Here is a 22,040-nt window from a genome sequence, read left to right as displayed (position 1 = left end):
AGGAGGAGGAATGATGATGGCTGTTGAATTAAAATTAGAAAAATTATCTGGACACGCAAAAGAGGGAAAAATCGGAAAAATTCATAAAAATGTTGGAGATGAAATAAAATTAGGAGATGTTTTATTTGATATTGAATCTAATAAAGGCAATCTATCCGTAAAGTCTAATGCTAATGGAAAAATAGAAACTATAGAAGTTGAAGAAGGATCTACTGTAAAAATAGGAGATCTTTTAGCAAAAATTGATGGAGTTGCTTCTCAAAATGATCCTTCGAAAGCTACATTCAATTATTTCAGCGGATTATTAAAGCCTCAAAAACAAGAGCTAGAAAGCGATATTACCATTATTGGCGGGGGACCCGGTGGATATGTGGCTGCTATTGCTGCTGCTAAATTAGGTGCAAAAGTCGTATTAGTAGAAAAAGAAAAGCTTGGTGGAACCTGTCTAAATTGGGGTTGTATTCCTACAAAATCCCTTGTACGCTCCGCTGAAGTTTATAAAAATTTAAAAGAGGCGGATACCTATGGATTGTCTGCTGAAAATATTTCTGTAAATATGAAAAAGATTGTTGAAAGAAAAAACAACATAGTAAATCAATTGGTTCAAGGAATAAGCTATCTTTTAGAGAAAAACCATGTAACAGTCATAAATGGAATGGGTGAGATACTTGACCACGAAACTGTTTCTGTAAAAAATAAAAAAATAGAAGCAACCATTAAAAGTAAAAATATTATTATTGCTACTGGATCAACTTCATCTAGTCTTCCTATCCCAGGTATAGATTTAGAAAATGTTATTACAAGTAAAGAAGCTTTAGACCTTAATACATTACCAGATAAGTTAGCTATTGTTGGAGGCGGCGTTATTGGTATGGAATTTGCTTTCATATACGCAAATTTAGGTGTTGATGTATCTGTCATTGAATTTTTGGACAATATTCTTGCCTCCCTAGATGATGATGTATGTACAGAGATCAGTCAAATAGCCAAGGATATGGGAATCAAATTATATACAAGCTCTAAATTAGCATCAATTATAGAAAGTGAAGATGGTGAATGTATTGTCTCATTCCATAAAGATAATAAGTTAAAATTTATTACTGCTGATAAAGTCCTTATGGCCGTTGGAAGAAAACCCGTCTTTGAAGGTATAGATATAGAAAAATTAGGAATTGAATTAACTGAAAATAAAAAAGGAATAAAAGTGAATGAAAAACTACAAACAAATATTCCTAATATCTATGCAATTGGGGATGTGACTAATAAAATTCAACTTGCCCATGTAGCTTCTCATCAAGGAATTGTTGCTGTTAAAAATATTTTAGGTAAAGATCTGCAAATGGACTATACAGTCATACCGAGTGCTATTTTTACTGATCCTGAAATTGCCATGGTCGGTATTGGTGAAAAAATGGCTCATGAAAAAGGGATAGAAATAGAAGTAGGAAAATTCCCATTTGCTGCAAACGGAAAAGCTTTAACTCTAGGCGAGAACAAAGGATTCGTTAAAATCATAAAAGAAAAATCAACAAACAAAGTGATTGGCGCTACAATCATTGGTCCCCATGCAACTGATTTAATCGCAGAAATCGCTTTAGCCATAAAAAATGAGTTAACCATAGAACAAATTGCAGAAACCATCCATGCCCATCCAACTACAGCAGAATCTATACATGAAGCAGTTTTAGCAACTGAAGGTGGTGCGATACATTTTGCTTAATCAAGATATTCATACAAAAATCATTCGCTCATTGTCTTTTGACCCTTGGTTTAATCTTGCCTTAGAAGAACATTTATTAAATCAAATTCAACCTAATGAAGTTATATTTTATTTATGGCAAAACAAAGATACTGTCGTCATTGGAAAAAATCAAAATGCATGGAAAGAGTGTAGATGTAAAAGACTAGAAGAAGATGGTGGCAAATTAGCCCGCAGATTATCAGGCGGGGGTGCCGTATTTCATGATTTAGGAAATCTAAATTTCACCTTTATAATGGATAAAAATTTGTATGATTTAGAAAAACAATTAAAAGTAATTTTAAATGCAGTAAAAAGTTTAGGAATTGACGCCAAATTTTCTGGTCGTAATGACCTTACAGCTAAAGGTAAAAAGTTTTCAGGGAATGCATTTTATTTCAGGGAACATTCAGCTTACCATCATGGTACAATCCTAATTAATACAGATTTAATGAAACTTACAAATTATCTGCAGGTTTCAAAGGAAAAAATTGCTTCAAAGGGCATTGATTCTGTTTCATCTAGAGTTATCAATCTAATGGATTTGCAAAACAACCTTACAATTGATCAAATGCTTCAAAGCTTGAAACAAAGCTTTGTAGATATTTATGGCGGTACTACAAATGAAATTCAAGTAGATAGAGATAACTACAATATTAAAGATCTATATGATAAGTATGCTTCTTGGGAGTGGCGATATGGAGAAGCACCAAAATTTGATATTGTATTTGAAAATAGATTCCCTTGGGGTGGTATACAAATGGGACTCTCTCTTAAAAATGGTCATATCACTTCAGCAAAAATTTATTCAGATGCTATGAATAGCAAATTAATCCAAAAAATTGCTTCTTCATTAATAGGACTTCCCTTTGACATGAATGCTATTTTAGATACTATCAAAAATATAGATACGAAAGATCCAATCATTATAACAGATATTCAAAATTGGCTTTTTCAAAAATCAAAACAGCTATAACTTATTGCTTTATTAGTTAGGCTTAAATAAAAAATATTTAAGCCTAACTCTCATCATATCATGCTTATTTTCTATTTTGCTAATTCATATAAAGCTTGAGCATAGATTTTTGTAATCTTAATCAAATCTTCTATAGCTATAAATTCATCCTTTTGATGTGCAAGCTCTGGTTGTCCAGGGAATAACGGTCCAAAAGCTACAGCATTATCCATTGATCTTGCATAAGTTCCTCCACCTATTGTGATTGGCTCTTTACTATCTCCAGTAAATGCTTTATAGACTTTCATAAGGCTTTGAATTAATTCATGATCCTTTGGTAAATAAATTGGCTTTATATGCTCTTTATGATCTATACTTATTCCTGTACCTTCTAATTCTTTTTTAATCCCACTATATACCTGATTTTCTGTATAAGTAATAGGATAGCGAATATTAATAGATACAGCTACCTTTTCTTTGTCTAGATCAATTACCCCTACATTAAAAATAAGCTTTCCTGATTCTTCATCACAAAAACCACATCCTATCGATTCTCCGTAATACTCAATTCCAATCTTCTCTTTATAATATTTTATAAAATCCTTTACATCCCCATCCGACAAATCCAGAGTATTTAAAAACAACATAAGTTGGGATATTGCATTTTTTCCAAGTTCTGGAAGACTTCCATGAGCAGATACCCCATAAGACTTAATTACAGTAAAATAATCCTTTTCCTCTATTTCTAATCTTACATTATTTTCTTTTAAATACTTATCCAACTTTTCTTTTAAAGAATTCTTAGAAATTAGATGAGCTTCACAATAATCCGGTACCATGTTTGGTCTATTTCCACCTTTTATCTTTATTATCTTTATCCCTTCATCTTTTAAATCTTCCTTAAAAGTTTTTACTAAATCAAATATAAGAATCCCTTTTTCTCCATGGATTACAGGAAAATCTGCATCAGGAGTAAAAGCTAAATTTGGAGCTTTTTCATGCTTAAGATAATAGTTTATACCTTCCCCGCCGCTTTCTTCATCTGTTCCAAATATAATTCTTATCTTTTTATTTAGCTTTATATTCGCATCTTTAATGGCTTTCATAGCATATAAAACAGCAATTGCAGGTCCCTTGTCATCAATCGTACCTCTTCCATAGATTTTATCATCATGAATTTCTGCCATATAAGGAGGGTATGTCCAATTATCTCCTTCAGGTACAACATCGAGGTGAACTAAAACACCTACAATTTCATCTCCTTCTCCCAATTCAGCATGCCCTGCATATCCATCCAAATTTTTTGTTTTAAATCCTAGTTTTTCTGATAAGTCTAGGGCATATTCTAAACAAGTATTTATGCCTTCTCCAAAAGGCATCCCTTCCTTTGGAGTATCCTTTACACTTCTAATTTGAATTATCTTTTGTGTTGACTTTATTATTTCATTTTTCATTTCATCAATTCTCTTTTCAAAATTCATAATTCCCCTCCATTCTTTATAAAAGAAATATATACGGAAATTTATATATTATTCTACAAAACCATGATAAATAGCTTGTACAGCTTTTTCAAAATCATTTGTCTCAACACCTACAATGATATTGATTTCACTTGATCCTTGATCAATCATTCGAATATTAATACCTGCTTCTGCTAAAGCCGTAAATAACCTCGCTGCTACCCCACGTGTATAAACCATTCCTTGTCCAACAGTAGCAATGAGTGCCATATTTGGATATACTTCTATACAATCAGGACTACATTGCTCATTAATCTCTTTTAAAAGCTTATTGAGTTTATTTCCTAAATTAGAATCTGCAATAACTATAGAAATATTATCAATCCCTGATGGAAGGTGTTCTACAGGAACATTGTTTGCTTCTAAAATAGAAAGAATTTTTCTAATAAAACTAATATCCGAATGCATACGATTTTTTTGGATAGCAATCACAGTAAAATCTTTTCTACCCGCTACCCCTGTTATTGTTCCAGGATTTATAAATTCCTTATTGCTTACAATAATTGTCCCCTTATTATCAGGTTCATTTGTATTTCTCACATTGATAGGAATACCTGCTTCTCTTACAGGAAAAACAGATTCTTCATGTAAAACAGTAGCCCCCATATATGAAAGTTCTCTAAGCTCATGATAAGTAATTTTTTCAATTTGTTTTGGATTCTTTACAATACGAGGATCAGCCATTAAAAATCCAGAAACATCTGTCCAATTTTCATAAACTTCTGCTCCTACAGCTTGTGCGATAATAGACCCAGTAATATCAGATCCTCCTCGTGAAAAAGTTTTTATTTCTCCATTAGGCATAGCACCATAAAATCCTGGAATAACAGCACGCTCATGCTCCATTAAGCGTTTGCTGACAAGTTCTTTTGTTTTTTCTGCATCTAAAGAACCATATTTATCAAAAAGAATAATATCTTTAGGATCTACAAAATCATAATCTAATAAATGAGCTAAAATAAGACCATTTAGATATTCTCCTCTACTCGCTGTATAATCAACAGATGCTCCTTCAGAAATTTTTTGTTTAATATCTATAAGATAAGGTTCTAAATCAATAGATAAATTAAGTTCATCAATAATCCCTAAATACCTATCACAAATCATATCAAACATTTGATCAAATGGAACAGAATGTTGTACATGTTCATGGCAAAGATACAATAGATCAGTAATTTTATAATCTTCTGCATGTCTTTTTCCAGGAGCCGATGGAACAATGTATCTACGCTTGCTATCAGCTTGAATGATATCGCGAACTTTTTGAAATTGCTTTGCATCAGCTACTGATGATCCTCCAAATTTTGCTACTTTTATACACATCTTAATAAATCCCCCTAAAATTTTAATAATTCAAATAAATATAACTATTATAAATTGAAAATTCTTAAAAGTCAATATTTCAAATACCCTTGATGATACATTTTTTACTTTTATTACAAAAAGAACGACCTTAAGGCCGTTCAGACTATAAACAAAATAGAATTATTATGAATAAAAAAATAAAAGCGAATAATTGCAAAACTTTAGTAAAGAAAACTTGATGAAAAATTTCAGAAAAATCCGTAGGCTTAGCATGGATGCTAAGCTAGCAGCCTACAAGACAGGATGTCTTGATTAGGTGCGTTAGGATTTTTCTAAATTATGAATCTTAGTTTTCTCTAAAGCTTTGTTTATGAGCGTTATTTTTTAATTCATTGATGAATATAACTTTGTTAACAAACTAAGAACGACCTTAAGGCCGTTCTCTTAATGTTTCATTTATTATATTCCACATATCTTCTGTTTCAAAACCTCTTCTCCATGCCCCAATCCCTGCAAGATTATATTTGTTTACAAAATCTGCTCTTAATTTCATAGATTGTCCATCTTCTATCCATATTTTATAAACTAAATCATTTTCATTATATTCTACATAATTCTGACCACTTTTTTCATCCCATACTTTAACAATATCATTTATTTTAAGTATTTCATTGATTGTTTCCATACCTGCTGCTTTTGACTTTACTTCTATTTTATCAGGATTTTTAACTGATGGTTTTTCCATCCATATTCTTGTATAAAAAGGAACCCCTAATATAAGCTTTTGTGGAGATACTTCTTCTAATAGCCCATTAATTCCTTTTTCAACCCATCCCATTGAAGCTACTGATCCGCTTATAGGGCTTGATCCCCAATGCTCATCATAAGCCATTAAAACTACATAATCAACTACTTCTCCCAAAGCAGCCCGATCATAGCATTGAGACCAATTTTCACTACCACCCTTTACTGTTACATCTATAGAAACAATAAGTCCATTTTCATGAAAAGCAGAAGTTAATTCTCTTACAAATAAAACAAGTTTTTCTTTATCTTTTAAATAAACATTTTCAAAGTCTATATTAATACCATCAAGATAATTTTCTTTTACTAATTTTAACACTTCATCAATTGCTTTTTCTCTTGCAGAAGGATTTTTAAAAAATTCATTTGTAAGTTTAGGATCAAAATTATTTGTAAATACTGGCCATATTTTATACCCTCTATTTTTTGCCCAATCAATATAATCCTTGCTTATTTTATGATTGATTTTGCCTGAAGCATCTGTAAGTGTAATCCAAGTGGGTGATATGACATTTAAACCTTTTAATTCTCCAATTATTGATGTATCAGGATTACTTTTATGGACATGCTCCCATGTAAGCATAATTTTTCCTTTCTCTGGTTTCCATATAGGTTTATTTTCTCGTACTACTCCTAAAATTTCTTCTTCATCTTTTAGTTCATATTCTTTAACATATCCTATTTTTCCTCTAGGAGTTAAAATTTTTATCCATTTCCCTTCTTTTTTTAAAATCTCTACCTTTTCATTCTCCTTAAGCAAATCATCTTCAAGCGACCAAGAAGTTGGTTTGAATCTTACGTTTACGTTATCCTTTGCTGCTTTTGCAGTTATAATTTTTTCATATTGATTCTCTAATAATAGTAATTTTTTTTCTTCTATAAAATTATATTTTATATTCAAATGTTCTGCTATTTGATTGATTGGCACAAATGGTCTTTCATTGACAAAAACCATAGGAGAGATATTCATTGTAATTTTTTGATTGATTTTTACTTTTTTATTCTGATAAAATCTGATTATCTTATTCGAACTTGCTATTACTGCTATTTTATTATTTTCATCATAATCTACTAACAAATTTAAATGCTTCGACAATGTGTATAAATCAATATAGACATTATTGTTCTCTATTTTTACGATCTCATCATAATCTTCATATATAATCATTTGTTCCCCATCTTTGATTATTACCTCATTATTTTCAATAGGTGCTGCTAAGGCATAATGCTTTGTAAATATAAATCCGATCAAAAGCATTAGACATCCTAATATAATATAAAAGTCATTTTTCTTCAAAATATCACGCCTTTCTTTTATGATGGAAAAGCTTTATTGGAAATAATATTAGTTTATGCTAGTATATTCCTCCTTCCCCTTAAAAACAATTAACCTCACCCATTACTGGTGAGGCCTTAAGTATTCTTATATTAATTATATATTATATATCTATATTTCGTCATCATATTTTTGGTGAAAACCTTCAATATTTCTTTATAAACACTACCTTTAAGTAGTTTCCTTCTCTAAACTCCCTAATGGTTCTAAAGTCTTCTGGAAGTCTGTATTCTTCTAAGATTTTATATTTTTTATCCATTTCATTAAAAGCTTTATCAATAAAGTCTTTAAATTTTTTCATATCGAAGCTAGCACAATTTGTGGATGCTACTATTACTCCACCGTCTTCTGTTATATTTATCACTGATTTTAATAAATCTTTGTAGTCTTTGGCCGCACTAAAACGATTTTTCTTTGATTTTGCAAAGCTTGGAGGATCTAGAATAATTAAATCAAATTTTAAGTTTTTCTTTTGTGCATACTTAAAATATCCAAATACATCTTCTACAATAATATCTTGAGCTTCATAGTCAATATTATTTAAACTAAAATGCTCAATAGTCTTTGGCAAACTCCTATTTGCAAGATCAACACTAGTCGTTTTCCTTGCTCCTCCTAGTGCTGCAAAAACTGAAAATGCACCTGTATATGAAAAGGTATTTAATACATTTTTATCCTTTGCATATTTATCTCTTATAGCTTTCCTTACTTCTCTTTGATCTAAAAATACTCCTACCATAGCTCCTTCATTCAAGTAAATTGCAAAATTTACTCCATTTTCCTTTACTATAAGAGGAAACTTAGCTCTCTCTCCCCAAACATACCCATCCTCTTCTATAAACTTTCCACCTGTATCAAATCTCTTTTTTTCATAAATCCCTCTACAGCCTGAAAGATTTTTTAAAGTATTGATTATATAATCCTTGAATGTATAAATCCCCTTACTGTACCAATTTATCAAATAAAACCCATCAAAATAATCAACTGTAAATCCACCAATACCATCTCCTTCTCCGTTGAATACGCGAAAAGCAGTGGTATTTCTATCCATATATAATTTTTTTCTTCGTTTGATTGCTTCTAACAACTTTTTATGGAAAAAAGAATGATCGATCTTTTCCTTTTCATTTTGAGTCAAAATCCATCCATAACCTTTATTTTGTATACCATAATAGCCCTTTCCAATAAATCCTTTTTTCTCATCTAATAATCTTATAAGCTGTCCTTCTTCTTTTAAAGCATTCATATTTATTATTGCATCTTTCATTATCAAAGGATAGCCACTTTTATATTTTTTCAAAAACTTATTTTTAACAATTAATTTTGTCTCTTTCATCGTATACCTTCCTAAAATAAATTATTCTTATCTATTCTACTTCCTCTAATTGCTTCATAACTACTTCTTCTATATTTTTTAATTTTTCTTGTGCTTCTTCCAATGTATCTCCCTTTGTATACATATAAACTTTAATTTTAGGTTCCGTTCCAGATGGTCGAATAGCATACCAAGAATGATCATCAAACACAAATTTTAATACATTGGATATAGGAATTTCTATAGACTCTTCCTTTTCTTTTAAAAAATCAAAAGATACCTGTTTTTGATAGTCTATGTATTTTGATAACTTACTCTTTTTTATATCAGTAGGATATTCTGTTCTAAATTTCTCCATCATTCGCTTAATTCTATTTTGCCCTTCGATTCCTTCTAAAACAATAGAAACAAGCTTTTCTTGATAATAACCATACTTTTTATATATTTCTTCTAAAACATCTAATAAAGTTTTTCCATGACCTTTATAATAAGCTGCTGCTTCACAAAGAAGCTCTGATGCAATAACTCCATCTTTATCTCTTACAAAATTTCCTGCAACATATCCAATGCTTTCTTCATAGCCAAATACAAAATTGTTATTTCCAAGCTTTTCTAATTCATTTACTTTCCCGCAAATATTTTTAAATCCTGTTAAAGCTTCAAAGGTTTTTACTCCATAAGATTTGGCAATAGCTTTTCCTAAATCACCTGTCACAATGGATTTTACAATATAAGCATCTTCTTGTAAAGTGTTCTGTTCTTTTTTGGCTTCTAATATATATTGAATAAAAATGGCACCCATTTGATTCCCATTCAATGAAACATACTCTTCTTTTTCTCCTTTTACCATAACCCCTAAACGATCACAGTCAGGGTCCGTAGCTATGAGTATTTCTGCTCCTACTTTTTTCCCTAATTTTTCTGCATAAGCAAATGCTTTCACATCTTCTGGATTTGGATATCCTACTGTTGTAAAATCTGGATCAGGATTTTCTTGTTCTGGAACAACAATTATATTTTTGAATCCTCTTTCCTTTAAAACTCTTCTTACTGGAATATTTCCAGTTCCATTTAAAGGAGTATATACAATCTTTATTTCTTTATCAATATTTTCTCTTAAGCCTAAGCTTTTTACATTTTCAATATATACATCATCAATTTCTTTTCCTAATATACTCAAAAGCCCTCTCTTTACTGCGTCTTTTTCATCCATTGTTTTTATAACAGAAAAATCTTTTATATTCTGAATCTTTGTTGTAATAGCTGATGCGACATCTTCTAATATTTGAGAGCCTTCTTCCCAATATACTTTATAGCCATTGTATTCTTTTGGATTATGACTAGCAGTAATCACAATCCCAGCAGCTGTATTTAATTTTCTTACAGCAAAAGAAAGTTCAGGAGTAGGACGCAAATCCTCAAATAAATAAGCTTTAATACCATTACCAGCTAAAACAAGCGCTGTTTTTTTTGCAAATTCTTTTGAAAAATGTCGGCAATCATAAGCAATAACAACGCCACGATCCATATATTTTTTTCCTTTTTCAATAATAAAATCTGCAAGACCTTGTGTAGCTCGTGCTACAATATATTTATTCATCCTATTTGTCCCTACTCCAATTTTCCCTCGAAGCCCTGCTGTACCAAATTCTAAATCCCGATAAAAACGATCTTCAATTTCTTTTTCGTTATCTTTTATAGAAAGAAGTTCTTCTTTTGTTTCTTCATCCATATATTTACTATGTAACCATTCCTCATATCTTCCTTTGTAATCCATAAAATCAGCTTTATAAAATCTATAAAAATCTAAATAAATATATAAAGGTTATAGATTTTATTCATACACTCAATATTTTTACAATATTAGTGTACATAATAGCATTTCTCTACAATGCTATACCGTAAGCCAACGGTACTTTTGTTCACTTCCTTTCTTAAAATCAAGCAACTAATTTTCCATAGTGGAAATGTAGAGTAGTTACTCGATTTATATTTTTGTAATTCAACATTGAATTTTCTTTATATTTATTGAAAATGTTGATGCTTGAATTAATATCTCTATCTAATGTCATACCACACTCACAGGTATATGTTCTTTTTGATAATCTCATATCTTGTTGATTTCCACAATTTGAACAAGTTTTAGAAGTATATGCTTCATTTATATAAACTATATTAACATCATGCAATTTTGCCTTGTATGTTAAAAACGTCTTAAATTTCCCTAAAGCCCAATTTTCCTTTATACTTCTATTTAATTTTGCTAAATTTGATTTTTTAATCATTTGCTCTTGTGATAAATCTCCAAGAATTAATTCTTTATTATTTAAAACTAAATATTTTGTTATAGTATGAATAAAATGTTCTTGCTGTTTTCTTCTGTTTTCATATAATCTTTTTAAAGTCCTAGTTAATTTTTTATATCTTTTGCTTCCTTTTTTCTTTGTATCTCTCATTGCCCTTACTTTATCTATTTTTTTATTCCAATACTTATCATATCTTGGGTTTATAATTTCAATAACTTTTCCATTTTGATTTATACCTGTTACAAGTTTAGAAATTCCCAAATCTATTGCTAAAACATTATTGTTATTATTTTCTTTTTTGTTAGCTTCATAAGTTATTGAAATTATATACTTATTTCTAACTTTACTAATCCAGACTTCTCCATAATTTGTTGGTATTTCATTAACATCAACCTTTAATTCATAAAAGCCTAGTTTAATTTTATCTTCCTTTATTTTTATATATTGTTTAGGTGTTTTAAGTGGGTAAAAATAGTTTTTATCTTTATATCTTGGGAGTTTTGCTTTTTCTCCTTTACTTCTTTTTTTAATACATCCTTTATAATCTTCGTCTAAATCCATACAAACAGCATGAAGATGTTTTGCATACACTTTAGCATATTCAGTATTTTGTTCACGAAGTAATTTAATTTGACTTCGTTGTTCTGTCATTTTCATACTTTTATTGTAGCAATTATAATATTCTTTTCTTTGAGTTAGATAAGTGTTATATAACATTTTACATAAAAAACTATCTCTTTCTATATTAGCTATTTGTTCTTTTGTAGGATATATTTTAACTTTTTTACATAATATAACACTATCTTTATTCTTCTTGAACCCCATCTTCAAAAAACTCCTTATTTATTAAAGTTTGTATTGTTACACCTAATTTTTCTGAAGATTCCCCTATTGAATACATTTATATCACCTCTAGTATTACAACATCTGAAATGCATAAAACATTCAATAGACTTTTATAGTTTTTTATAGATTTTAATTAACTGTTAATCCCACCTCATTTAAGTTTCATCTATATTCTTTCCTTTTAATAGCTTTAAATATTTATCCTTATTTTCAGGTTTTGGACAAATTTCTAATGGTTTATAGCCTTCTGTTATATAACATATACTAAAAAACAAAGGCTCAATTTTATATCCTAATGTGCATCTATCTTCAATCAATGCATAACAACCATTGCAACTTTCATGCATTATTTACCATCTCCTTCTTAAGCTTATTTTGACAAATCATCATAGGAAAAATAAATGGGCGCTTTCAAAAGCCGATTACATTCTTTTATCTTTCTAATAATTGGACCCCGATCAAATGCAAGCATTTCAATAGCTGCCCATAAAAAAACCCATCCCCCTACATAAACCCCTTCAAGTAATCCTGTAAAAATAATATTGTCTACAATATAATAGTCTAATGCATAACTACAAAAAAACAATGGAAAAGCAATCAGAATATAAAATAAAAATTTTCTATATAACTCCTTAAGTGCTTGCTTCTCAAAATAGAGACAGCGAGCATAATAATTTCTTAACCCAGAAATAATGGTTTTCTCTTTTTTTAGACTTCTCTCTTCATTCAAAATATTAAAGTGCAATTCAATACCCATATTCAATGGAATATCACTAGAACAAGACTCTAAAAAATCACTTAAATCAGGATCAATATCTCTTCTTTTAAAAGAAGCACTATCCCATTCATTAAAAATATACAGATAGTTCTCCATTTGAATTTCAACAATAAAATTTCCTGTATCAGGATTTTGGGAATACATCTGATTTAAGTATTTCCGCTCTACCATTTTTTCACCTGCCAAAATATTTAATTTTTATAAATAGTTCTTATACAATTATATTTTATAAAGCTTTTTTTATTAATATTCTATAAAATGCAGAGAAGCATACATCTATTGTTTATCCTTTAACTTTTTATCTCTCTTATAATATATAACCTAGCACTATCTAAATAAACAAATTTCTGCAAATATTTTAAAACCTTCTATTGCATCATTTTATTCCTTTTTATTGATGATACAAAATAGGCAAGTGAATACTTCACCCGCCTACTTTTAAATCATCTGTTTTAAAATGTCATTTTTTTATTGCTACAGGCTCTCCATCAGATTCTATATATTTTCTTCCCCATCCTGTAATAATTGCAAAACCCATTACAATTAGCAATGTCCAGCAATATATAATCCATGGAGCCATTTGTATAGGTGTTAACGATGGGACAAGGTTTCCAAATTGTTCACTTGCATCCTTTGCTAATGATTGAGTAAGCAATAAAGCAGGCGTCCAAGGCAAGCAATAAGCTAATGTACATGCTGTAGCATCAAGAATATTTGCTCTTCTATACGGATGGATTTTATATTTCTCTCCTAATGGTTTTGCATAAGAGGTTCCCACTGCAAGAATAGGTGGTGCATTCAAACCCATAATCGCTGCCATTGTCGTTACCAATATAGCAATAGATGCTTCTGCGCCTCTTACAGTTTTTACAAATTTTTCCGCTAATTCTAATAGTTTTTTATCTCCTCCACCTGCTTTCATAATATGCACACAAGATAAGATTAAGAGAGCAAGAATACAGATATCAACCATACCTGCAATACCATTTACAATTACTCCTCCAACTGCTCCATCTTTTATATACACTAAATTTGAAAAACTATTTAAACCAAACAAAATTGCAATAACAATAGAAATTACCGTTCCAATAGTTGTTGCATATATAATATCTCCTTTTTTAATGGCTATATAAATTGTAATAGCAGCTGGAATTAACATAATCAACCCTTTTGGATTCATATACTGAGCTAATATTTCATATGGAACATTAGAAACCGTTCCTCCTCCTCCAAAAATGATTATAACAAAAAGTGTAATAATAGCAGCTGCAACTGAATATCTAAGTCTTGATTTTACAACTCCACCTACATCAGCTCCTTGACTTGCTGCTGAACATATAGTCGTATCTGAAACTGGTGCTAGATTATCTCCAAATGCACCGCCTCCTACGATTGCTCCTGCAAGCACTAAAGGATTAGCTCCTAGTAAAACTCCTGCAGGATATAATACAGACATTCCAGCAACAATTGTTCCAAAACCTGTCCCTGCTGCTGTTGCAAACAATGCTGATGCTAAAAATGTAATCACTACAAATATCGTTCCACTTGCACCCACATGATAAGCTCCCCATATAATCCCTTCTACTAAATGTGATGATCTTAATACAGCAGCAAATACACCTGCAAAAATCCAGCATGCTACTGGCACAATAGCAATTTTATCAGCCATCCCTTCAATAACAATCTCTGAATAATACATTCTATCTTTTGCTAAGAAAAAAGTAAACATAATACCTGCTAAAGCTCCTACCCACATACCTCTTACATCTGGAGCTTTAAGAACCGAAATATAAATCGCTATGACCAAAAAGATAAAAAATGGTAAAAATGATGTCCATCCTCCTCCATAAAAATCTAGTTTTCTCTTCTCTTCTTGCATATAACCCCCTCCTTTATAAAATATGTATAATATTTTTGAAAATTTTATGCTGTTATTCATCTATTTTTCAGAAAATTTTATTATATTTATATTGTTAACTTTTAAATTTGTTAAGTTGACAAATTTTAACTTTAGGAGTATTCTATAAAAAAGTATTCTAAATAAGATTCGAGGTGCAACTATGTCAAAAGGGCTCTTCATTATTGGAACAGATACAGATGTAGGAAAAACAGTTGTCACAGCAGGACTTATACATCTTCTTCGTTCAAAAAATTATGATGCTTGTTATTTCAAGCCTGTATTAAGTGGTGCTGCTTTTAAAAATGGACAATTCATTCCAGGAGACACCAATTTTGTAAAAACTTTAGGAGATATTCCTGAGTCTTTAGAAAATATGACTCCCTATTCTTTTAAAACGCCAGTTTCACCCCATCTAGCAGCTAAAATAGAAAATGTAGCAATTCAAGTTTCCATAATAAAACAAAAATTTGAAGACCTAAAACAAAAATATCCATACATGGTTGTAGAAGGAGCTGGAGGACTTATTGTTCCACTAAAAGCTAAATATATGCTGTATGATTTGGTAAAGGATTTACATTTACCTATTGTTGTTGTTGGACGTGCAGGACTTGGTACAATCAATCATACTCTCCTTACAGTACGCTATGCACAAAGTGTTGGAATTAAAGTAAAGGGAATTATATTAAATGGATATGATTCTTCAAATAAATGTCATCTTGATAACAAAAAAACCATAAAGGAGCTTACAAAGCTTTCTGTACTTACAATCCCAAAACTAAAAGATATAAATGTTGAAAAAATACAATTGGGAAATTTAAAAAATATCATCAAAGAAAATTTGGATGTAAAAACATTAATAGAATGGATGGAACCATGCTAGGAGGGATTCTTATGAATACATTACAAAAAAAAGATTTACAATATATTTGGCATCCTTGTTCTCAAATGAAAGATTATGAAACTTTTCCACCCATCATTATAGAAAAAGGAAAAGGACTTTATTTATATGATGTAGATGGGCATAAATACTTAGATGCTATTTCTTCTTGGTGGGTTAATTTATTTGGTCACTGCAACCCAAGAATTAATAATGCTATTCAAAAACAATTGAATAATTTAGAGCATGTTATCTTTGCAAATTTCTCTCATAAACCTGCTATTGAACTAGCGGAAAAACTTGTAAAAATTACTCCAAAGGGACTTAATAAAGTATTTTTCTCTGATAATGGTTCTTCAGCAGTAGAAAATGCTTTAAAATTAAGCTTTCAATATCATCAACAAACTGGAAATCCTAGCAAAACAAAATTTGTAGCTATTTCTGATGCTTATCACGGAGAAACCATTGGAGCCCTTTCTGTAGGAGATATCGATTTATACAAAAAAATATACAAGCCCCTTTTAATAAATACTTACAAAGTCCAAGGTCCAGACTGCTATCGATGTCCTTATGGTAATTGTCGAGAAACCTGCAACGCTGAATGCTTTGAGCATATGGAAAAACTAATTATCAAAAAACATCATGAAATTTCTGGTGTTATTATCGAACCTTTAATTCAAGGAGCTGCAGGCATGAAAATTTATCCGCCAATTTATCTTAAAAAGTTAAGAAAGCTTTGTACAACATATAATGTTCATTTTATTGCTGATGAAATTGCTGTAGGGTTTGGTCGAACAGGAAAAATGTTTGCTTGTGAACATGCAAACGTATCTCCTGATATTATGTGCCTATCAAAAGGAATTACAGCAGGATATATGCCTCTATCTGTTATGCTTATGACTAATACAATCTATGATGCATTCTATAGTGATTATACAAATCTTAAGGCCTTTATGGATAGTCACAGTTATACCGGAAATACCCTAGCCTGTGCAGTAGCCTGTGAAACATTAAAGATTTTTGAAGAAGAAAATATAATAGAAAAAAACAAAGAAAAATCTAAAATTATTAAAAATTGTGTCGAGAATGCTTTTAATAATCATCCTTATATAGGGGAATTTCGACAATTAGGAATGATAGGTGCACTAGAATTAGTAAAGAATCGAAAAACAAAAGAAGGATTTGACTGGAAAGAAAGGGTAGGCTATAAAATTTATCAAATTGCATTAAAAAATGGATTATTACTTCGTCCTTTAGGAAATGTAATTTACTTTATGCCTCCTTATGTTATTGAAAAAGAAGATATTGAATTCATGGTATCTACTGCATTAAAATCAATCAATACATATTTTCGTCTTTAAGTGGAATGATAAAAAAATGCTTAAGTTAATTTTTAAATTTAAGCATTTTTTTATAAATTTTTAATTAAATATTCAACAAATTAAGAATAAATGTCTGAAAACTCAATGTTTATTTTCTCCACTCTATCTTTTTCTAAAAAACTACTATCTTTTGTTATATAATCTGCTTCTGAAACTAATTTCACAGGTAATTTAATCACAAATTCTGTTCCCTTACCACATTCTCTTTTTACAGAAATATTCCCTTCATGCATTGTTACAAGTGATTTTACTAAAGATAGACCAATTCCGCTTCCTTCTGTTTTCCTCTTTAGTGATCCATCTACTTGTCTAAATCTCTCAAAAATTAAATTTTGTTTATCTTCTGGAATACCAATTCCCGTATCTTTTACAACAATAAAAACTTTGTCTTCTTTATCATAAATACTAACTTCTATCTTATCTCCTGGCTTTGTAAACTTAATAGCATTAGAAATAAGATTTAATATAATTCTTTCAATTTTATCTAGATCAAATGCCATAACTTTTTCCTCAACTTCTGTATCAAATATAATGGTTCGCCCTTTGCTTTTTACATATTCTACAGTAGATAAAGTAATATCTTCAATTATATCTACAATATTTTTATTTTGTAAATTTAATTGCATAAATCCTGAATCTATTTTTGTAATATCAATTAAATTATTTATCAATCTTAAAAGTCTATTACAATTTTGCTTCATTGTATGTACATATTTATTTAATTTCTCTACATGGATATTTTCTGGATCTTTTATAGATAAATTTAACAATTGGGTTGTTGAAAAAATAATATTTAAAGGTGTCTTTAATTCATGAGAAATATTTGAAAAAAATTCTGTTCTTAATTGATCATATTTGATTCTCTCTTCAAGCAATCGTTTACTTTCTTTCATATCTTTCTTTAACTTTAACATAGGTTCTGCTATAACTTGTCCAATAACAAGTGAAATAATCCCAATAATCATTGTACCTAAAATACCAATACTTAATAACTTATTTGTATTTTCTTGAATAGACTTAGATATATATTCCTTTGGAACTTTAATAAACAGCTTCCATCCATCTGTATTTGGAATACTATAATAATACCCATAAGCCATAGTTCCTTCAAAATTATACTCAATATATCCCATATCATTATTCAATACCTGATCTATATTATAAGGCTTTGGATCTACAAATTCTATGGATTTTATAATATTTTTATTCATAACAAAGTTTTTGTTTGGATGGCTTATAGTAAGTCCATTTTTATCTAAAATATATGAATAGGAATCTGGATGGTCTACTTTGAATTTTTTTGTTAAATTATGAATATGCTCTAAATTCATAATTCCTCCCATCACTCCAACAATTTTCCCGTTATCATTTCTTATTGGAACAGCAATAGTACAAATCAATTCCTTTGTAAGTTTAGAGATTAATAAATTCGATATTGATGATTTTCCACTCATTGCAGCTTGAAAGTATTTCCGATCATAAATATTTGTATGATCTCCATCTGTCGTTACAAAATTTCCCAAATCATCAGCTATAAACAAACAATTATATATTTTAGAATCTTTTATTTCTTTTTTTAAATAAGGTTCTATTTTATTCCAATCCATACTCTTTACAATAGGCGTATCTGCATAAATCTGCATAGCATTCATTCTTTCATGAATCCAATCACCAATAGTTTCTGCATAAATTTGTGAATTTTTAAAGCTCATATCGTTAATCACTTTAAAACTTCTTTCTTTTGTTATATTGTGGGAAAAATATATAAGCACCGTTGTAAGCATCATACAAATTGTTAAGGTGAAAATAAGAATTCTTCTTACTATATTTTCAGGATATAAACTTTTCTTTGTCATAATATTCCCCCTTATATGATAAAATTCTATATCCTGAAAATATTCTCCTTTTTATTTCGATAGCAATTCTCGACAAATTGCTATAAAACACCATTTAAAACTTTCCCTATACTATCATGAATAACCAGGTTAGCCATATGATCATAAGGCGTAGCACTTTTATTAATAAGAATCAATTTATTCCCTTTATAATACTCTACCAAACTAGCCGCTGGATATACTACAAGAGACGTTCCCCCTACGATAAGCATATCTGCTTTTGATACGTATTCGATAGCTTTTTTTAATACATCTATATCCAATCCTTCTTCATATAAAACCACATCTGGCTTTATAATTCCTCCACATTTATTACATTTTGGAACAATCCCTTCGCTATTGATCACATAATCTAAAGAATAGCTCTCACTACATTTCATACAATAATTTCTATAAATAGACCCGTGTAATTCTAAAACATTATTACTTTTAGCCAATTGATGCAATCCGTCAATGTTTTGGGTAATAACTGCTTTTAATTTATTTTTTCTTTCAAGTTCTGCTAATGCCTTATGGGCTAGATTAGGTTTTGCATCCTTATAAATCATTTTACTTTTATAAAATTTATAAAATTCCTCAGGATACTTCATAAAAAAGCTATGACTCAGTATTACTTCAGGTGGATACTTGTATCCATCCATATTATATAATCCTGTGTCTGCTGTTCTAAAATCAGGTATATTACTTTCTGTAGATGTACCTGCCCCACCAAAGAAAACAATATTATCACTTTCTGAAACCATTTTCTTTAATTTTTCTATGCTCAAATTAACACCTCCAAGTTATTCTTTTTTCAAAAATTTTGTCTAGTTTTTTTATTTCTTATTATACACTATTTGTATTATAAAGAAATAATATCTATATATGTAAAATATATGAAGGATTTTAGTAATGTCTGTAGAATTTTATTTAAGGCTATGAATTATAAACGGAGGAAAAAGCAATGAAAAGAATTAGCACTAAAATCATTTTAGCAGTTGTTCTATCTACTGTTATTATATCAACTTTTATAACAATCATAGTAATAAAAAAATCAAGTCAAGTAGTTTATGAAAAAATTCAAGAAAATTTATCTTTACAATCTGAAAGTACAACTAATCAATTTAATAGTACTCTTTTAAATGTGGAAATGAGTGTAAAAGGCTTAAAAACAGCAATTGAAGGTAGTTTTGATAAATCAAACATGACAAATCCTGCATATATAAAAAAGTATATGAATATTATAGCCCCAACAGTCAAACAATTTGCTGAACATTCAAAAGGTACTATATCCTCCTATTTTTTCTTTAATCCAAATCTTGTAGGAGATCTATATTATATATGCTATTCAGATAAACGTGGAGATGGAAATTTCATAAGAGTAGAAAATCAGCTTTATACTAAAGATGATTTTTATCCAAATAATGAAGATTTGTCTTGGTATTACAATGCTTCAAAAACAAAAAAAGGCATATGGAGTGATGTTTATATTAGTGATAAAATGGGGCAAGAAATGATTTCCTATACTTCTGCCGTTTACATAGATAACATACTTATTGGCGTCATTGGAATGAACATTAATTTTGAAATTTTCGAGAATAAAATCCATAAAATCAAACTTTATGATACAGGATATGCCTTTTTATTAAACAAAAAATTTGATTATCTCATTCATCCTACATTAACAAGATCACATAATCTAACAACTATAGCAGATGGAAAATATAAAAATCTAGCTAAGTTGCTCAAAAAAAATACAAAGGGAATATCAGAAGTTACCTTTGCAGATGTAGATAAGATTTTAAGCTATGAAAGACTAAAAAATGGCTGGTTTATACTTATCGCTGTTAGTAAAGATGAAATTTTTAAAGAAATTAAAGATTTATCAAAAGTAGCTATAACCATCACACTAACTGGAGTTATATTATCTATGTTTATTGCCTTATATATAGGAAAAAAAATTGCAAAGCCTATTACATTACTAACAGAACTGATAGATAAAACAAAAAATTTAGACTTAATCTATGACGAAAGATTTAGTATTGTATTGAAATACAAAGATGAAACAGGAAAAATAGCAAAATCTATTGTTGATATGCGAAAATCTCTAAGGGAAATCGCAACCCATATAAAAGAAAATTCAAAAAGTGTTACAGAATATGCAAATCACCTAGCTACTTCTACAAGCGATGTTTCAACTTCTGTAGAAGGTGTTGTCAAAGCTATTGAAGAGCTTGCAAGTGGATCCACTGCACAGGCTAAAGAAGTACAAGAGGGTGTATCCAAATTATCATCTTTCGCAAATAAAATAAAAGACATGACAAATAGCGCTAGCTTGATGGAACAATATTCAAATGAAACTATAAAGGTTAATCAACAAGGTATGAAAGCTATTATGGACTTAGAAAATAAATTTGAAGAAAATAATAAAATAATCCATCAAGTTGGTAAAAAAGTAAATGAACTTTCAACAAAGTCTAGTACAATCAATGAAATTGTTAATGCAATTGAATCCATTGCAGAGCAAACAAATCTTTTAGCATTAAATGCAGCTATAGAAGCAGCTCGAGCAGGAAAAGCTGGACGTGGATTTGCAGTCGTTGCCGAAGAAATTCGAAAACTAGCAGTAGAAACAAGAAAATCTACAAAAAACATAGAAATTATTGTAAATCAAATTCAATCAGAGATTAATGGTACTAAAAATCATATGGATCTGGCACAAGAAATAAATAAAAAAACGAATCAAGTCCTTAAAAATACTGCTCAAGTTTTTAATGAAATAGAAAAATCATTAAAAAATACTGTACATCAAATAGAAAATGTAACAAATAATATAAAAGATATTGATGAAAATAAAGATCACATTGTTACTTCAATGCAAGAAATATCTGCAATATCAGAAGCATCTGCAGCTTCTACTGAAGAAGTTTCTGCATCCATTGAAGAACAATCTACATCCATTGAAGTAATTTCAAATACTGCTCAAAATCTTAATGAAATATCTATAAAATTAAAGGAAATTGTTGATAAATTTCATGTTTAATACTTCTCTAAAAAAGGATGTCATCTATTTAAATAGATGACATCCTTTTTTATATGAAAAT

16 protein-coding genes are annotated in these 22,040 nt (G+C 29.6%); 5 read left to right on the top strand and 11 right to left on the bottom strand.

Annotated elements, in window-relative coordinates:
• The first annotated feature begins 16 nt into the window (after positions 1 to 16).
• Positions 17 to 1,720, top strand: coding sequence for a dihydrolipoyl dehydrogenase (gene lpdA, locus FQB35_RS02735; RefSeq protein ID WP_148808469.1), 1,704 nt, complete (start codon positions 17 to 19; stop codon positions 1,718 to 1,720).
• Positions 1,713 to 2,714: a lipoate--protein ligase gene (locus FQB35_RS02730; RefSeq protein WP_148808467.1), complete on the top strand. Its 1,002-nt coding sequence runs from the start codon at positions 1,713 to 1,715 to the stop codon at positions 2,712 to 2,714. The genes lpdA and FQB35_RS02730 overlap by 8 nt, the downstream gene beginning before the upstream one ends.
• A gap of 71 nt (positions 2,715 to 2,785) precedes the next feature.
• On the opposite strand, the gene pepV is transcribed toward FQB35_RS02730, so the two are convergent.
• The 9 genes from pepV to FQB35_RS02685 form a co-directional block, all read right to left on the bottom strand.
• Positions 2,786 to 4,174 (bottom strand): dipeptidase PepV, encoded by a 1,389-nt coding sequence (gene pepV, locus FQB35_RS02725; RefSeq protein WP_148808465.1) that lies wholly within the window; start codon positions 4,172 to 4,174, stop codon positions 2,786 to 2,788.
• A 48-nt stretch (positions 4,175 to 4,222) separates the two neighbouring features.
• Positions 4,223 to 5,536 (bottom strand): aspartate kinase, encoded by a 1,314-nt coding sequence (locus FQB35_RS02720; RefSeq protein ID WP_148808463.1) that lies wholly within the window; start codon positions 5,534 to 5,536, stop codon positions 4,223 to 4,225.
• Between the two features lie 412 nt (positions 5,537 to 5,948).
• Positions 5,949 to 7,619, bottom strand: coding sequence for a glycosyl hydrolase family 18 protein (locus tag FQB35_RS02715; RefSeq protein ID WP_148808461.1), 1,671 nt, complete (start codon positions 7,617 to 7,619; stop codon positions 5,949 to 5,951).
• 184 nt (positions 7,620 to 7,803) lie between these two features.
• Entirely contained in the window at positions 7,804 to 8,994 is a 1,191-nt protein-coding gene (locus FQB35_RS02710) for a class I SAM-dependent rRNA methyltransferase (protein ID WP_148808459.1), read from the bottom strand.
• 31 nt (positions 8,995 to 9,025) lie between these two features.
• On the bottom strand, positions 9,026 to 10,750 hold the full coding sequence (locus tag FQB35_RS02705) for a phospho-sugar mutase (RefSeq protein ID WP_148808457.1): 1,725 nt from the start codon (positions 10,748 to 10,750) through the stop codon (positions 9,026 to 9,028).
• A gap of 163 nt (positions 10,751 to 10,913) precedes the next feature.
• Positions 10,914 to 12,104: an RNA-guided endonuclease InsQ/TnpB family protein gene (locus FQB35_RS02700; protein WP_148808456.1), complete on the bottom strand. Its 1,191-nt coding sequence runs from the start codon at positions 12,102 to 12,104 to the stop codon at positions 10,914 to 10,916.
• 176 nt (positions 12,105 to 12,280) lie between these two features.
• Positions 12,281 to 12,472, bottom strand: a complete 192-nt coding sequence (locus FQB35_RS02695) for a hypothetical protein (RefSeq protein ID WP_148808454.1) — start codon at positions 12,470 to 12,472, stop codon at positions 12,281 to 12,283.
• A gap of 23 nt (positions 12,473 to 12,495) precedes the next feature.
• Positions 12,496 to 13,074 carry a hypothetical protein gene (locus FQB35_RS02690; protein ID WP_148808452.1) on the bottom strand — a complete coding sequence of 193 codons (579 nt, stop codon included), beginning with the start codon at positions 13,072 to 13,074 and terminating at the stop codon, positions 12,496 to 12,498.
• Positions 13,075 to 13,363: 289 nt separating this feature from the next.
• Entirely contained in the window at positions 13,364 to 14,782 is a 1,419-nt protein-coding gene (locus FQB35_RS02685; RefSeq protein WP_148808450.1) for a Na+/H+ antiporter NhaC family protein, read from the bottom strand.
• Between the two features lie 181 nt (positions 14,783 to 14,963).
• Here FQB35_RS02685 and bioD point away from each other — a divergent pair, with 181 nt between their 5' ends.
• Both bioD and bioA read left to right on the top strand, forming a co-directional pair.
• Positions 14,964 to 15,683 (top strand): dethiobiotin synthase, encoded by a 720-nt coding sequence (gene bioD, locus FQB35_RS02680; protein WP_148808449.1) that lies wholly within the window; start codon positions 14,964 to 14,966, stop codon positions 15,681 to 15,683.
• Positions 15,684 to 15,694: 11 nt separating this feature from the next.
• Positions 15,695 to 17,041 (top strand): adenosylmethionine--8-amino-7-oxononanoate transaminase, encoded by a 1,347-nt coding sequence (gene bioA / locus FQB35_RS02675; protein WP_148808447.1) that lies wholly within the window; start codon positions 15,695 to 15,697, stop codon positions 17,039 to 17,041.
• Between the two features lie 80 nt (positions 17,042 to 17,121).
• Here bioA and FQB35_RS16120 read toward each other — a convergent pair whose 3' ends face one another.
• On the bottom strand, positions 17,122 to 18,918 hold the full coding sequence (locus FQB35_RS16120; protein ID WP_148808446.1) for a sensor histidine kinase: 1,797 nt from the start codon (positions 18,916 to 18,918) through the stop codon (positions 17,122 to 17,124).
• Positions 18,919 to 18,998: 80 nt separating this feature from the next.
• The gene (locus tag FQB35_RS02665) at positions 18,999 to 19,724 is read right to left on the bottom strand and encodes an NAD-dependent protein deacylase (RefSeq protein WP_148808444.1); all 726 of its coding nucleotides are present in this window, start codon (positions 19,722 to 19,724) and stop codon (positions 18,999 to 19,001) included.
• 176 nt (positions 19,725 to 19,900) lie between these two features.
• Between FQB35_RS02665 and FQB35_RS02660 the strand changes: the two genes are divergently transcribed.
• The gene (locus FQB35_RS02660; protein WP_148808443.1) at positions 19,901 to 21,979 is read left to right on the top strand and encodes a methyl-accepting chemotaxis protein; all 2,079 of its coding nucleotides are present in this window, start codon (positions 19,901 to 19,903) and stop codon (positions 21,977 to 21,979) included.
• The last annotated feature ends 61 nt before the right edge of the window (positions 21,980 to 22,040 follow it).

The organism is Crassaminicella thermophila (assembly GCF_008152325.1).
GTDB lineage: Bacteria > Bacillota > Clostridia > Peptostreptococcales > Thermotaleaceae > Crassaminicella_A > Crassaminicella_A thermophila.
This window is presented reverse-complemented; position numbering and strand designations above follow the sequence as displayed.